12 protein-coding genes and 1 tRNA gene are annotated in these 14,311 nt (G+C 61.3%); 1 reads left to right on the top strand and 12 read right to left on the bottom strand.

Annotated features, from left to right (window positions below):
• Nucleotides 1-47 precede the first annotated feature (47 nt).
• The 4 genes from katG to BMX27_RS08235 form a co-directional block, all read right to left on the bottom strand.
• Complete coding sequence (katG, locus tag BMX27_RS08250; protein WP_090159385.1) at nucleotides 48-2,354, bottom strand: catalase/peroxidase HPI; 2,307 nt, start codon at nucleotides 2,352-2,354, stop codon at nucleotides 48-50.
• Between the two features lie 284 nt (nucleotides 2,355-2,638).
• Nucleotides 2,639-3,058, bottom strand: coding sequence for a DUF6691 family protein (locus BMX27_RS08245; protein ID WP_090159384.1), 420 nt, complete (start codon nucleotides 3,056-3,058; stop codon nucleotides 2,639-2,641).
• 3 nt (nucleotides 3,059-3,061) lie between these two features.
• Entirely contained in the window at nucleotides 3,062-3,514 is a 453-nt protein-coding gene (locus BMX27_RS08240; RefSeq protein WP_090159383.1) for a YeeE/YedE family protein, read from the bottom strand.
• Nucleotides 3,515-3,922: 408 nt separating this feature from the next.
• Nucleotides 3,923-4,012 (bottom strand) — tRNA-Ser (locus BMX27_RS08235).
• A 153-nt stretch (nucleotides 4,013-4,165) separates the two neighbouring features.
• Between BMX27_RS08235 and BMX27_RS08230 the strand changes: the two genes are divergently transcribed.
• On the top strand, nucleotides 4,166-5,275 hold the full coding sequence (locus tag BMX27_RS08230) for an AI-2E family transporter (RefSeq protein ID WP_177172685.1): 1,110 nt from the start codon (nucleotides 4,166-4,168) through the stop codon (nucleotides 5,273-5,275).
• Here the strand turns inward: BMX27_RS08230 and BMX27_RS08225 are convergent.
• From BMX27_RS08225 to BMX27_RS08190, 8 genes are all read right to left on the bottom strand, one after another.
• The gene (locus tag BMX27_RS08225) at nucleotides 5,272-5,625 is read right to left on the bottom strand and encodes a hypothetical protein (RefSeq protein ID WP_090159382.1); all 354 of its coding nucleotides are present in this window, start codon (nucleotides 5,623-5,625) and stop codon (nucleotides 5,272-5,274) included. The two genes, BMX27_RS08230 and BMX27_RS08225, sit on opposite strands and share 4 nt — an antisense overlap.
• Entirely contained in the window at nucleotides 5,625-6,347 is a 723-nt protein-coding gene (locus BMX27_RS08220) for an alanyl-tRNA editing protein (protein ID WP_090159381.1), read from the bottom strand. The genes BMX27_RS08225 and BMX27_RS08220 overlap by 1 nt, the downstream gene beginning before the upstream one ends.
• The gene (locus BMX27_RS08215) at nucleotides 6,344-8,845 is read right to left on the bottom strand and encodes a mechanosensitive ion channel family protein (RefSeq protein ID WP_090159380.1); all 2,502 of its coding nucleotides are present in this window, start codon (nucleotides 8,843-8,845) and stop codon (nucleotides 6,344-6,346) included. The genes BMX27_RS08220 and BMX27_RS08215 overlap by 4 nt, the downstream gene beginning before the upstream one ends.
• Nucleotides 8,846-8,847: 2 nt before the next feature.
• Nucleotides 8,848-9,876 (bottom strand): cysteine synthase A, encoded by a 1,029-nt coding sequence (locus BMX27_RS08210; protein WP_056031869.1) that lies wholly within the window; start codon nucleotides 9,874-9,876, stop codon nucleotides 8,848-8,850.
• Between the two features lie 32 nt (nucleotides 9,877-9,908).
• Nucleotides 9,909-11,045, bottom strand: a complete 1,137-nt coding sequence (locus BMX27_RS08205) for an NUDIX domain-containing protein (RefSeq protein ID WP_090159379.1) — start codon at nucleotides 11,043-11,045, stop codon at nucleotides 9,909-9,911.
• Between the two features lie 2 nt (nucleotides 11,046-11,047).
• Complete coding sequence (locus BMX27_RS08200; RefSeq protein ID WP_090159378.1) at nucleotides 11,048-11,488, bottom strand: TrgA family protein; 441 nt, start codon at nucleotides 11,486-11,488, stop codon at nucleotides 11,048-11,050.
• A 29-nt stretch (nucleotides 11,489-11,517) separates the two neighbouring features.
• Complete coding sequence (locus BMX27_RS08195) at nucleotides 11,518-12,723, bottom strand: SAM-dependent methyltransferase (protein ID WP_090159377.1); 1,206 nt, start codon at nucleotides 12,721-12,723, stop codon at nucleotides 11,518-11,520.
• Between the two features lie 124 nt (nucleotides 12,724-12,847).
• The gene (locus tag BMX27_RS08190) at nucleotides 12,848-14,275 is read right to left on the bottom strand and encodes a cryptochrome/photolyase family protein (RefSeq protein WP_090159376.1); all 1,428 of its coding nucleotides are present in this window, start codon (nucleotides 14,273-14,275) and stop codon (nucleotides 12,848-12,850) included.
• Nucleotides 14,276-14,311: the final 36 nt, after the last annotated feature.

The following is a 14,311-nucleotide window of genomic DNA, read 5'->3' as shown; positions in this document are numbered from 1 at the left end:
ACGCCGCCCTCGGGCGGCGTCCTGCGGTTGTGTGGGTCCCGACGCGATCAGCAGTCGCTGACTGCGGCCTTGCGTTCGGCCTTGGCGTCGAAACGGTCCAGCATCATCACCTTGTGCCAGGCCCGCACGAACGTATCGACAAAGTACCGTTCCCCGTCGACACCGGCATACAGTTCTGAAATCTGGCGCAATTCGGCGTTCGCACCGAATACCAGGTCCAGGCGCGTGGCATGCCAGCGGGTCTGGCCAGTTGCGCGATCAACCAGATCAAAGGCCGTTTCAGCATCCGTTTCAGGCTGCCAGTCCAGATCGGTAGAAACCAGTTCGCGAAAGAAATCAGCCGACAGCGTGCCGGGACGATCCGTGAACACACCCTTGTCCGATCCGTCCCAGTTTTGATCCAGCACCCTCAGGCCACCGGTCAGTGCGGTCCACTCCGGTGCCGACAGCGACAGCAATGCCGCCTTGTCCAGCGCGATCTGTTCGGGCGAAACACTATAGCCCACCGCATCGTCGACATAGTTGCGGAAACCGTCCACAACCGGGCGCAGCCACTCAAAGCTTTCGTCGTCCGTCATGTCGGCCGTGGCATCAGTGCGACCCGGCACGAAGGGCACCGTCACGTCGTGTCCGCCTGCCTTGGCGGCGGCCTCAACCCCGGCGCATCCGGCCAGCACGATCAGGTCGGCCATCGACACCTTTGCCGCGCTTTCTGCGTCAAAGTCCGATTTCAACCCGGTCAGCGCATCCAGAACACGGTCCAGACGTGCAGGGTTGTTCACGGTCCAGCCACGCTGCGGTGCCAGTTGCACCCGCGCACCGTTGGCCCCGCCACGTTTGTCGCTGTCGCGGTATGTCGATGCCGCGGCCCATGCCGCCGCGATCAGATCGGTCGCAGAGACATCCAGATCCAGCGCACGCGTCTTGAGGTCGGCAATCTGCGCCTCGTCGATCAGCGGATGGTCAACCTCGGGCACCGGGTCCTGCCAGATGAACGTGTCGCCCTGATCCGGCCCCAGCCAACGCGAGGTCGGGCCCAAATCGCGGTGCATCAGCTTGTGCCACGCCTTGGAAAAGGTTTCGGTGAAATAATCGAAATCCTCGAGGAACCTCTCGGCGATCTTGCGATAGGCCGGATCGACCTTGAACGCGATATCCGTGGTCATCATCATCAGCGGGTTCATCACGCCCGGCAGATGGGCGTCAGGCGTTTTCGGCGCATCGGGATCGGTCGGCGTCCACTGCAGGGCACCGGCGGGCGATTTTGTCTGTTCCCATTCGAATTTGAACAGGTTGGTCAGATAATCGTTGTCCCACTGCGTCGGATTCGGCGTCCAAGATCCTTCGATCCCGTTCGTCATGGTATGTTCGGCGTTGCCGGATCCGACCGGGTTCGACCAGCCCAGCCCCTGTTCGGACATCTTGGCGATTTCCGGTGCGCCACCGATTTCGGACGCAGGCACGGCACCATGCGATTTGCCAAAGGCATGGCCACCAGCGACCAGTGCCAGCGTTTCCTCGTCGTTCATCGCCATCCGAGCAAAGGTTTCGCGGATGTCGCGCGCGGCATCCATCGGGTCGCCGTTGCCGCCCGGACCCTCGGGGTCGACATAGATCAGCGACTGGTGGGATGCGGCCAGCGGGTTTTCCAGATCATAGTGGTCATCCTTTGGTCCGCCTTCCCAGCGCAGACCACGATTGACCATCTGTTCGGGATGCCCCAACTGCGGGTCCGCGGGCTGTTCAGACGGCGGTTTGCCGAACCAGCCTTCGGGTCCCCAGTAGGTGTTCACATCAGCTGACCAGGCGTCCTCGCGTCCATAGGCAAAACCCTGCACCGGCAGACCCATGTCCTCCAGCGCGACGGTGCCGGCCAGCGCGATCAGGTCGGCCCAGCTGAGGCCGGCACCGTATTTCGCCTTGATCGGGGCCAGTAGTCGGCGTGATTTATCCGTGTTGCCGTTGTCCCACCAGGAATTGATCGGCGCAAAGCGCTGCATCCCCTGGCCCGCGCCACCGCGCCCGTCAGCGATGCGGTAAGTGCCAGCCGAATGCCACGACATGCGGTTCATCTGCGGGCCGTAGTGACCATAATCCGACGGCCACCAATCGACGGGCGTATGCAGGAACGCGCGCACGTCCTCCCACAGCGCCTTGTGATCGATCTTGGCGTTGGCTGCGGCATAGTCGAAATCGCGGCCCAGCGGGTTGGACTGCGGCGGGTCCTGATACAGCGCCTCGACTTTCAACCGGTTCGGCCACCAGTGGTTTACATTGGGCTCTGAACCTTGTGCGCCACCGATCCGCGTTCCGCGAAATGGGCAGGCACCTTGCGTTGCAGCGTGGTCTTTCATGGGGGTGATCCTTTCGTCTGCCGACGCAGCGCGGGGTTGCGTGGCATTGATTTACGCAGCACAGGTGTGTGCCGCCTCTGACCGGGGAGCTAGCGCCTGCCCGTGTCGGATCAACGTCGGGGTCACAGTTGATTGACAGACCAAGATGGTCAAAGCCGTTGTGCACCAAACAGGATCAGCCTGCCGGGGTCATAACAGCGCCAGAAACAGTCATCACACCAGCGCGGGCGCACAGGCCTCTCTTCTACCTGCAACATGCTGATTTTTCTATGTATTGTGCAAACCTAGGGGCTCATCCGTGCCTTGATCTGGCGGCCTGCGTACAGACCGATCAGCATCATCGGCAAAAACACCAGCGTGCCCGGTGCCGCGAATGTCAGCGCGGTCCAGGCTGGACCCGGACAAAATCCGCCGATGCCCCAGCCTATTCCGAACAACGCGGCCCCGGTCAACAAAGGTGCATCAACCCGTGTGGTGTCCGGCATGTCGAATGATTGCATCAGCACTGGCGCTGGCCTGCGCCAGACCAGCCGGTAGCCGATGTACGCCGTCACGCTCGCCCCACCCATCACAAACGCGAGCGAAGGGTCCCACGCACCAAAAACATCAAGGAAATTGAGAACCTTGGCCGGGTCCGACATGCCCGAAATCACGAGGCCAAGACCAAAGACGAGACCTGACAAAAGACCAAAGAGAATTCGCATAACCTAAACCCAGACGTGTCGGATGATGAAAACAGTGACAAAGGCAAAGGCCATGAACATCAGCACGGCAACAGCGGACCGCTTTGACAGGCGAGCCAGACCACAGACACCGTGACCCGATGTGCAGCCGGACCCAAGTGCGGTGCCGGTGCCGACGATCAAACCCGCTGCGGCCATGCCCCACAGGTCTGTCGGCACGCTGTGCGGCACCTCGCCTGCCACCGCCGTCACCAAGAGCGGCGCGGCAATCAGGCCGACCAGAAACGCCAGACGCCAGGACCAGTCGCGAGCGGTTGCCTGCGTCGGATCCACCACGCTGATGCCACCCGCAGTGATCCCCGTGATCCCGGCGATGCGCCCGAACAGCCCCATGACCATGACGGCCGAAAGCCCGATCAAGACGCCGCCGAAAAGCGACGCAAATGGAGTGAATGCAGTGGTGACGATTGGCAGCATGATATTCCCTGTCAAACATGATGAAGACGAGAGCTGGGACTGAACACCTACGGCCTGTCTTACGGTTTGCGAAGATGCACTTCGAGTGCCAAAGGGGCAAGCGATGAAAAGGTTGCACATTTTCCCGAGCCAATCTGGGATTTCTGTTGCCCCAGCCACCAGTTCGGTTTGTTTTCCTTGCGCCGAAAAGACCGACGTCGAAGTGGTCAGGTCGACAGGTCAAAAGATAAGCAAGTTCAATGTGGTACAGAAATTTACCAATCTGAAGTAGTGAACATCGCCTCTGAGAAACCGCTTCTCGGCCGACCGGCACCGCGGCCAGTTTTCAGCCCACCTCACATAACCCGCGAAAACAACAGAAAAAAACCGGGCACAGCCAGATCGGGAGAAGGCTTCTGCGGGGGCAAGTGGCGGACAGACAGGGATTCGAACCCTGGAGACGGTCTCCCGCCTACACACTTTCCAGGCGTGCGCCTTCGACCACTCGGCCACCTGTCCGTTGCTGGGCTACTTAGCGGGGGTTTTGAGGGCGTGCAAGCCCGTTACCGCGGGAAATTGTCGCTCATCGCATTGTCACCCCGGACAAGAGCCGACATAGTTTTGTCACCCATAGCTGGCATCAGCATCCAAGTCCCAAAACAGCACGGCCCCATGAAACACACGCCGAAACCAACGCCAGACGGTCAGGATCAGCGGTCAGACATGACCCGCCTGCAGACGGCTGCGCTGATCATCATCGCATTCGCCGTGGTGCTGTTCCTGCTGGTGCAGGCGCGTTTCATCCTGATTTCGCTGGCCACGGCCATCATTCTGTTCTCACTGACATCTGACGTGATCAGCTTCATCGCGCGTGCACGCATCGGTCCGTTTCATGTCCCGAACTGGCTGGCCAGTGTTGTGGCTGTCTTGTTGATCGCAACGGCCCTCATCACCCTGACCTCGATCGTGGTGGCGCAGATCAACACGGTCCTGGTCACGACGCTGGCCTATGCCGAAAGAGCCCCGGACGCGGTGGCGGCACTATTTGCCTGGGCCGGTGCCGACGTGGAAAGCGCTGTCCGCAATTCCATGCAGTCCATCGAGCTGTCAGGCTACCTGCGCGGCGCGGCTGGCGGGGCCACCAGCCTGACACAGGCCACCGTTCTGGTGATCCTGTTCGTAGGATTTCTGTTCGCGGAACGCGTCTGGTTCCAGACCAAGCTGTTGAATTTCACGGGTGATCCCGCGCAGGCCAAGCGTATCGGGCGTATCATCGCGTCCATCATCCGCCGCGTGAACTATTACCTGCTGGTCAAGACCATCATTTCCCTCGCCACGGGGGCCATGACCTATGCCCTTGCGCGGGCGTTTGGCCTGGAAATCGCGATGCCGCTGGGTGTCGTGACGTTTGTGCTGAATTTCATTCCCAACATCGGGTCCATCATCGCGACCGGCCTTGTGGTTCTGGCAGCCTATATCCAGCTGGGTGATCCGTGGATGACGTCATTGATCTTTGTCATTGCGGGCACGATCCAGTTTGTGAACGGGTCGATCATCGATCCGATGCTGATGGGTCGTGCCTTGCGCCTGTCCAGTTTCGGCATCCTGCTGTCACTGGCGTTCTGGGGCGCGGTCTGGGGGATTCCCGGCATGTTCCTGTCGGTCCCGATCATGGTGATGATGCTGGTGGTCTGCAGCCATGTCGCCGCATTGCGCCCCTTTGCGATCCTGTTGTCGCGCGAGGGCCTGCCCGAGGAAGAAGCCGCGTTGGAACAGCGCTAGCGCGCGATGACAAATGCCGCGGCCATCGCGAACTCGATCCCGGCAGCAACCAGGATGGCATAGCTGGCCTGCCCCATGCCGTAGGACCAGATTCCGGTCAGTGCGATGCCTGCCCAGGTTGCAGCCATGCCGAACGCCACGGCATCGCGTAGTGCCCCCGGCGCCGTGTCACGCAGCACAAACATCAGGACCGCCAGCCCCAGAAATATCGGTGCCGCCCGCCGTCCCATGAATGCGGCACCCGCGTCAGGTTGCGCATAAAGCCCGACATAGAGGCCCGGCGAAATCAGCAGAACGCAGAACAACCCTAGACAGATCACCGCGGTCGCGAGACAGATCAGGTGAAACATCAGCCATCCTCTAGGTGCAGATAGACACGCCGGTTCTGGCGGCCCTTCTTTTCGATTTTGCCAAGACGCAGCGCACCGATTTCGATGGTGCTGCGGACATGGGTTCCGCCACAGGGTTGCAGGTCGATCTGGTCAGCGCCCTGCCCGATCTGCACCAGCCGGACCTGATCCGCGCCACGCGGCGGCTTGACGGACAATGTCTTGATCAATTCGGGCTGCGAGTCCAACTCGGCCTGCGTGATCCATTGCCATGTCACGGGCAGGTCTGCCGCGATCAAGCCGTTCAACCTGTCCGTCAGACCGTCGCGATCATCAGGGGGGTCCTGCATGTCGAAATCCAGCCGCCCCTTTGCTTCGGCAATCTGGCCGCCGGTCACGGGTCTGGGAATCACGACGGACAGCAGATGCAGCGCTGTGTGCATCCGCATCAGACGGTGACGGCGTTCCCAATCCAGCGTTTGCGTCACATGGGTTCCCACAGGCGGCAGGGCCGCGGGTTCCGCGGGCACCAGGACGATATCATCGCCGGTCCCCTTGATCGCAGTGGCAATCATCAGGCGCCGCCCCTGCCATTCCAGATGTCCGGAATCGCCGGGCTGTCCGCCCGCTGTGGGATAGAACAGACTGGCGTTCAGAACGATGCCGCCTTCGGCGGTCAGTGCCGTCACACGGCCTTCGGCCTGCCGCTGATAGGCATCATCCAGATACAAAGCCGTCGTCATGCACCCTGCCCTGCATCGGGATCCGCGTCGCCGTCCGCCTCGAAATCATCCGACGTCAGCATGGCCTCCGGTTCCGAAGGGCGGCTTTGTGGCGCGGGCTCGGACTGGCCGGATTCCGTGTCGGATGATTTCGGCTGGCGCAGCCAGATGTCCTGCTGCGGAAACGGAATTTCGATACCGGCGGCAGCCAGTTTTGCATTGATCTCGCCGTTCATTTCGTCGGTGACGATCATTTTCCAGTTCACGTCGCGCAGAATGACCCGCAGTTCGAAATCCAGCGACGATGCGCCAAAGCCCACGAACAGCGCCTGCGGTTCGGGATCGGCGATCACCAGCGGATGATTATTGCCCACGGCACGCAGAATGTCGCGCACCTTTTCAATATCGGACCCATAAGCCACGCCGACCGGCAGGATCAGCCGACCGACCAGATTGCCGCGCGTCCAGTTCGTGACCTGTCCGCTGACCAGATCGGCGTTGGGAATGATCACGTCGGTCCGGTCAAAGGTTTCGATCCGGGTCGACCGCACCGAAATGTCGCGCACGAAACCGACCTGTCCGTTCACCTCGATCATGTCGCCCTCGCCGATGGGGCGTTCGATCAGCAGGATGATGCCAGACACAAAGTTCTGCACGATCGTCTGCAAACCAAAACCGATGCCGACCGACAGTGCACCCGCCACGATGGCCAGACTGCTCAGGTCGATCCCAGCCAGCGTGATTGCAATCAGCGCCGCCAGCGTGATCCCGACATAACCCAACCCGGAAACAACGGCGTTCTGGCCGCCCAGATCAAGGTTCGTGCGCGGAAGAACCGAATTCTTGAGCGACCGCTGAATGAACCGGGTCAGAAGGTAGCCCACGGCAAAGACGGCGGCAAAGGTCAGGAAATCGGTCGGCGATACCACTGTTTCCCCGATCCTGAACCCGGCCAGAAACTGCGTCCAGATTTCCAGCAGATCCGTGACGCTTGCCCCCCAGACCAATGCCGTCACCGGCAAGAGCAACACGACCAGCACCGCGCCGACCAGAAACGGCACCAGCGACCCGCCATCCTGCGAATCGTCCGGGGCGTAGATCCGCGTGATCAACTGTTGCAACACGATAAACCCGCCAAGCATCGCCAGTGTCATGACCGACGGCGCAAATACGCCGCGCGCGGCCTGCGTATATCCCGACAAGGCCAGAATTGGCGTCACACCGGCAACGCCCATGTAGATCAGCCCCAGGGCATGCCTGAACCGACCGCTGCTCTCCTCGCCTGTCTCGGCGGTCGGGGCGCGCCGCAGCAGTGCGCCCAGCATCCACAACAGCAAGCTGGCGAGAACCAGCACAGGAAAGGTGACAACAGCCCGCGCCAGCGCAGATGCGTTATCATCCTCCAGCGTTGCCGCCATGATCAACAGGACGGCAACCGCAGTGCCAAGCGCCATTCCCGTGCGCCGGATCTTGCGTCTGACGTCGGCCGTGTAGCCAAGTGGTCCGTTGAATTCGCCCTTTGGGAACAATTGCACGTTCAGCCAACGGGCGACGATCACCAGAACGCCGGCGGCATAGACCGCGCTGGTCACTGTGGTGTCACCGCTTGGCAGTACACCGAACTGACGCAGTGCGAGAAACAGCAACGACATCCCCGCAACCGGCAGGCCGATCTGCAGGCCCGATAGCAGGAATGCCCAGACTGCGCGCCCACGGGCGTGGGATTGTTCCACCTTGGTCTGGGCCCGCAAGAGCAGACGAGGCGACCGGATCAGCAATCCCAGCGCCGCCAGCAAGGCCACAATTCCGATCGGCAGGTTCGCCAGAAACTGGTCCTCGCCGACACCGGCGATCCGCAACTGGTAGCGACGGATCGCCTGCGCCAAGGATCCTTGCGCTGCGCTGACACCTTCGGCGATGCTCTCTGGCCAGAACAGGGCGTTATCGCGGGACCACATGCGTTCTGCACCGACCTGCCGCAGGCGACCGTCGATTTCCGAAATCAGACCGCTAGCCCGCGCGCTGGCTTCTGCCGCCAGCAGGCCCGGTGCACGCAGGCGGTCCAGTTGCTGACCCAAGGTGTCCAGGCGTGCGGCAATCGCGGGCGACGGTGTTGCATCCGCCGCCACCGGCGTCAGCGCCTCGATCTGGCTCTGGACCGTGCTGATGCGCCCGGAATTGATTCCCGTCTGCCCCAACAAACGCTGCCGCCAGTCGAACAGGGCATCGCGCGCCTCGGCCAGCGCCGCGTCCGATATGCCCGGATCATCAAGTTGGCGTTCGACGGCTGCCGCAAGGTCTGTCCAGTCGGACAGGTCCGGCACCGCGGCGGCAAATTCGGCCTCTGCCGCATCCAGTGCTGCGGTATCGGCCTCGGGTTCGGACGCGGCGGCATCGGGCGCAGGTTCTTCTTCGGCAGATGTGCCGCCGATCAACCCGTCCAGACCGACCTGTGCTGCCACAGGCCCGCCCATGATCAAACCGACCATGACGATCAGCGCGATCAGGGGCTGCGACATGGTCAAACGTCCTCGAACACGCCGGGGATCGACTGCGGGTCCTGATCCAGCCAGCCGGGAACCGGCAGGCCCTTGGATTTCAGGAAAGAGGGGTTCCAGACCTTGGACTGATAGCGGGTGCCGTAGTCACACAGGATCGTCACGATGGTGTGGCCCGGCCCCATGTCGCGCGCCATGCGCATCGCTCCGGCCACGTTCACGCCGGACGATCCGCCCAGACACAGACCTTCGGTCTGCAACAGATCGAACACGACCGGCAGCGCCTCTGCATCGGGGATGCGATAGTTGAAATCGGGTGTGAACCCTTCGAGGTTGGCCGTGATCCGCCCCTGACCAATCCCTTCGGTGATGCTGTCGCCGGGGTTTTCCTCGCCTGTGTAGATCTTGAACAGGCCGGCACCTTCGGGATCGGCCAGACCAATTTTGACACCCTTGGGCTGCAACGCCATGCCGACGCCCGCCAGCGTCCCACCAGACCCCACGGCACAGATGAACCCGTCAACCTTACCATCCGTCTGGTCCCAGATTTCGGGTCCGGTGGTTTCGATATGCGCCTGCCGGTTCGCCACGTTGTCGAACTGATTGGCCCAGATCACACCCTCGTTGCTCTCACGGGCCATCTGTTCGGCAAGGCGGCCAGAATATTTGACGTAATTGTTCGGGTTCTTGTAGGGCACTGCCGGCACCTGCACGAGGGTCGCACCCGCCAACCGCAACATGTCCTTTTTTTCCTCGGACTGGGTTTCGGGGATGACGATCACGGTCTTGAACCCCATGGAGGCCCCGACCAGCGCCAGACCGATGCCCGTGTTGCCTGCCGTGCCCTCGACAATGGTGCCGCCGGGTTTCAGCAGACCTTTTTCCACGGCATCCTTGATGATGTAGAGTGCGGCGCGGTCCTTGACCGACTGGCCGGGGTTCATGAACTCAGCCTTGCCCAGGATCGTGCAGCCTGTCGCTTCGGACGGGCCCTTGAGCTTGATCAGGGGGGTGTTTCCGACGGTATCGGCAAGATCTGATTTGATGGTCATGGCTGCGGCCTTTCGCGCGGTGTTACGTTCACCTAACTAGCGATGCCACCGCTGAACTCAACCCGCAACGCGGCGCGGTGCAGAGCCAACCAATAGATCAGCATCACACCGGGGGCGACATTCATCTCTCCGCTGGCGACCAGTTCCAGCGCGCGATCCAATGATACCACGTGCAAACGCAGGTCTTCGTGTTCCGCGGCAAGACCGCCGGACCATTGGTCGGTATCCGGAATATCCGCGAGCCCGACGTAACAATGGAAAAAATCGGTGGCATTTCCCGGTGACGGATAGCAGCCGCTGACCTTGCGCAGGGTCACGTCCAGCCCCGCCTCTTCCTTGGTTTCGCGCAAGGCGGCGGTGTCCGGCTCCTCAAAGGCGTCGATCATTCCGGCCACCGGTTCCAGAATCCACGGGTTCGGATCGTTGCGGATCAGTGCGCCCATGCGCAGCTGTTCCACCAGAACCACCCGTTCCGTGACCGGATCATAGGGCAGCACGATCACCGCCTCGATCCCAACAAACACCTCGCGCGGCAACGGTCCCTGCCGGCCACCATCGAACCTGCGATGTTCAACCCCGAACCCTTGCAGGCGGAAAAAACTGCCGACTGGCGGTTTGCGATGGGTGACCGCCACATCGCCCGCATCGGGTGTGTAGCGCAGGCTGGCGGGTGCCGCGGTCTGGCTGGCCTGCACCTGCCCCCAGGCGCGTTTCTGCATCATCGGAAATTGCCATGCGAGGTCCGACAGGCTGGGCAACGGGTCCATCGCAAACAGCTCTTGTGCCGCAAGCACCGACGCCTTTGCGTAATGCGCTTGCCAATGCGCCAACGACCAACTGCCGTCACCCGCGGTCGCATTCTGCGGCGGGACCCACATCTGCGCGGCGGCAGGTGTGCCGTCCGCCAGTGTCACCGTCACGTCGATCAAACGATAGTCGTAGATGCCTTCGTACAGTGCCAGCCGTGCCGCCTGATCCGCACTGATGCCATCCCACAGCTTGCCCACTGCCGTACCTTGCGGGTCTACCTGCACGATCGGGACGACACTGTCTGACAGCGGTCGCACACCGTAGCCAGGCAGTACCGCATCTACCAACTGCCCGCCTGCACCCGCAACCGCGTCACGCAAGGATTCGTCCAGCAATGTGCCGTAGATGAACAGACGCATGGTCAGTGGTACTTGCTGCCGACGGCCTCGGTGATCAGCCCCGCGATGAGGCCGCCCAGAACCAGCACCCCGACCACGACGGGGGTTGCAAACTGCTGACCGTAGCCCGCCATCAAGCCAAAGGTCGAAATCAGTGCATCCATCGGGCCGTCATATTGCCCCCGCATCGACCGGGTGATCATCGTATGTCCCGACAGGATCAACAAGGCCCAGAACACCACGGCCCCGGCGGCCGTCAGCGCCGTGCCGATGGCGATGCTGTAGCCCTGACCGACCCGTGCGCCCATGATGCGCCAACCGCACAACAATCCCGCAACAATGCATAGCGGATACCAGAAACCCGGTGCCCGTCCTGCGTCAAACAAGGGTCCCGTCAGATAGGCGAGCACCCCCGCCAGAACGGCATAAAGGATCGCCCCCGTCAGTTTTCCGGCTGTTGGCATGGCGGACCTTCCCTGGCTTGCGCAGACCGTCAGGCAGGCCGTGCGATCGTGATTTGTGTCACATCGCAGTTTTCACTGGCAAAGGTCGATGCACAAGAGGTCAGGTAAAAGTTCCACATGCGCCGAAACCGATCATCAAATCCCAAGGCGGCGACCTGATCCCATTTCGCGTTGAACGTCTCGTGCCAGCGCCGCAATGTCACGTCATAGCTGTGGCCAAATTCGACCGATGTCACCACGTTCATACCCGCGCGTGTCACCGTATCGCGCAGAATGCTCGGGCTGGGCAACATGCCACCCGGAAAGATGTATTTCTGAATGAAATCAGGGCCTCGCTTGTAGATCTTCCAGCGACGGTCCGCCACGGTGATGATCTGAAGTGTCGCGTTCTTGCCAGGCTTGAGTCTGTTTTTGACCGTCTCGAAATAGACAGGCCAATACTGCTCGCCCACTGCCTCGAACATTTCGATGCTGGCGATGCCGTCATAGGTGCCGGTTTCATCCCGGTAATCCTGCAACTTGATCGTGACCTTGTCGGATAGCCCTGCCTTTTCAATACGATCGACAGCGTACTTGAACTGCTCTGTGCTGATCGTCAGGCAGGTGACGCGCAGGTCGCGCTGGCCGGCGGCGTATTCCGCAAACCCGCCCCACCCACAGCCGATTTCCAGCACGTGATCGCCCGGCTGTGCGCCCATCTCGTCGACCATGGATGCATATTTGAGCGTTTGCGCCGCCTCCAGACTTTCCTGGCCCGTCTCGAATTTCGCGCTGGAATAGGTCATCGTCTCGTCCAGCCAGAGGCTGTAGAAATCATTGCCCAAATCGTAATGATATTCGATGTTCTTGCGCGCCTGCTTCTTGGAATTGCGCTGCAACCAGAACCGCAGCCGTTCAAAGCTGCGCACGATGAACTGGCCCGGAAAACCGTCGTACATTTCCTCGGCGTCGTCGTGCACGAGGTCCATGAAGGCCTGCAAATCCGGCGTGCTCCACCAGCCGTCGAGATAGGCATCACACAGACCCAGGTCGCCCTCTCGGATCGTGCGGGCAAACAGATCCGCGTTGTGTACGGTCACCTCGGCCACATGGCCGGGCGCTGCGCCCTCGGTACGGAAATGCCGTCCGTCGGGCAGGATCACGTCCAGCCGGCCGCGTTTCAATTTCAGCATGTTGAAAACAGACGAAAAATAACGCGGAAGGTCGTTTTGCCCCTCGGTGGTCGTCAAGATCATGCGCGATGTGTCCCCGTGGTTTGTCCTGCCGTTTCAGGCTTTTGCGGACATTAGTGATTATGATGCCAAAGTCACGATACAGCGGACCGAATAGTTGCGGCCTTGGTCACAATGTCACAAGCCATCAGCCATTTTTGAACCGATCATAGGCGTCCAGCGCCGCCTTGCGCCCGTCATCCGCCGCCACGACCGGATCGGGGTACGTGTCATCTGGCGACATGCCCCAATGTTCGGGGATCGCCTCAAAGTAGGACAAGGCCGTATCTGATGGATTGCTGTACTCTTCGGCCAGCCAGGCACGCACGTAGTCGCGGTCGCCGTCAAATTTATCCAGCTGCGTGACCGGGTTGAACACGCGGAAATAAGGCGTGGCATCAGGCCCCGACCCGGCCGACCATTGCCAGCCTATCGCGTTGCTGGCCGGGTCCCAGTCGATCAGGCAATCCGCAAACCAACGCTGCCCGATCCGCCAGTCGCATTGCAGGTGCTTGGTCAGGTAACTGGCGACGATCATCCTGCCACGGTTGTGCATCGTGCCGGTCACGTACATCTCGCGCATTGCGGCATCGACAAACCGGATACCGGTGCGCCCTTGTTTCCAGGCCTTGACCTCGGCCAAGCGTTCGTCGGTGTTCCAGTCGAACCCGTCCCATTCCTCGCGCCAATTGCGATCAACGATGCGCGGCGTGTGATAGATCAGGTGATAGGCAAATTCGCGCCAGACCAGTTCCTTGAGGAATGTCTCTGCCCCGGTCCCTGCCCGGTCCATCGCGCGCCAGCCTGCATGCCAGCAGGTCAGCGGGCTGATTTCGCCGTAGGTCAGGTTTTCCGACAGGCCCGAGGTGCCGTGCTTCATTCCCGGAATGTCACGGTTTTTCTGATAATCCGCGATGCGGTGCTGTACAAAGGTTGCAAGCCGCTGAATGGCCGCATCCTCGCCCACGGTGCACCAGGGACGCACGACGTCGGCACCGCGCTGCATCGCGGCTGCCATCTGCCAATCGTCCAGATCGTCGCTGTCCGGCCACTGGTCCGGCGCGGGAACCGTGGATGGTGCCGAAATACTGTCTGGCAGTTGCCTGTCGCGGACGTTTTTCCACATCGGCGTATAGACCTTGTAGAAACCACCGCTGCCGGTCTCGACCGTCCAGGGTTCGAACAGCAGATGGCCTGCATGACTCTTTGCGTCGATCCCGTCATCGGTCAGCGCTGATTTCACGGCCGTATCCCGATCCTTGCATTCGGGATCATACAGGCGCGACCACCAGACGGCCCCTGCACCTGTTTCCCTGACCAGATCGCGCAAGACGGCCAGCGCGTCACCACGGCGCAGGATCAGGCGACTGCCCTTGTCATGCAGTGCAGCGGCCTGCGCGGCAATCGACATGCCCCAACGCATTTTCGCCGCAGCACCTGTGTTTTCCACCACATCGTCGTGAATGAACACCGGAATGACGGGACGACCCGTCGCACAGGCCGCGTCCATCGCGGGATGATCGGATAATCGCAGGTCGCGACGAAACCAAAGCAGGATAGGAGAATTTTCAGACATGCGCTGCTATCTAGCGCAGCGTCGCCGCGTTCAAGC

Source organism: Loktanella sp. DSM 29012 (assembly GCF_900110705.1).
Lineage (GTDB): Bacteria > Pseudomonadota > Alphaproteobacteria > Rhodobacterales > Rhodobacteraceae > Loktanella > Loktanella gaetbuli.
This window is presented reverse-complemented; position numbering and strand designations above follow the sequence as displayed.